At 48.3% G+C, this 757-nt stretch carries 1 protein-coding gene; it reads right to left on the reverse strand.

Going from position 1 to position 757, the window contains the following annotated elements:
- Positions 1-170 precede the first annotated feature (170 nt).
- A partial coding sequence (locus A3762_RS18910) for a cobalamin-dependent protein (protein WP_197469394.1) occupies positions 171-757 on the reverse strand: 587 nt, incomplete at its 5' end.

The following is a 757-nucleotide window of genomic DNA, read 5'->3' on the forward strand; positions in this document are numbered from 1 at the left end:
GAGTAAGGTAAGGCTTGGTTTAACAGTGCTTGTGCTTGTTCTTGATGCGTGGCTTTGGTGCTTTCAATTAGGGTAATAGATTTTGCGAGGCTGCGCCGACGAACTGGATCAGAGGTATTCTGAACGAGTCCGTCTAATAATTTCTTTATCGGCGCAAGAGCAGTCATGAATTAACCTGCATTAGCCTGATTAATAGCGTCAAGAACTTCGCGTGCAGACTGTGGAATCGGCGTCCCTGGCCCAAAAATACCAACCACTCCTGCGTCATACAATACTTGGTAGTCTTGCTTCGGAATCACGCCGCCAGCGACGACTTTGATGTCTTCAGCGCCTTGCTCTTTTAATGCTTGAATTAGCCCTGGAACGAGTGTTTTGTGGCCTGCCGCTTGCGAGCTTACGCCGATTACGTGCACGTCGTTTTCGATGGCTTGTTTTGCGACTTCTTCAGGTGTCGAGAACATGGGGCTTAAATCTATGTCGAAGCCAACATCAGCAAATGCAGTTGCGATCACCTTGGCGCCGCGGTCATGTCCATCTTGGCCCATCTTACAAACGAGCATACGAGGTCGACGACCATGTTGCGCTTCAAACGTTGCGATATCGTCTTTAATCAAATTCCAGTCCTTGTCTTCATCATACGCTGCGCCATATACGCCGCTGATGGTTCGAGCTTGAGCTTGGTAACGACCATATATTTCTTCTAATGCGTAAGAAATTTCACCAACAGTGGCTCGTAAACGAGCAGCTGCGACGCTTA

The organism is Oleiphilus sp. HI0125 (assembly GCF_001635355.1).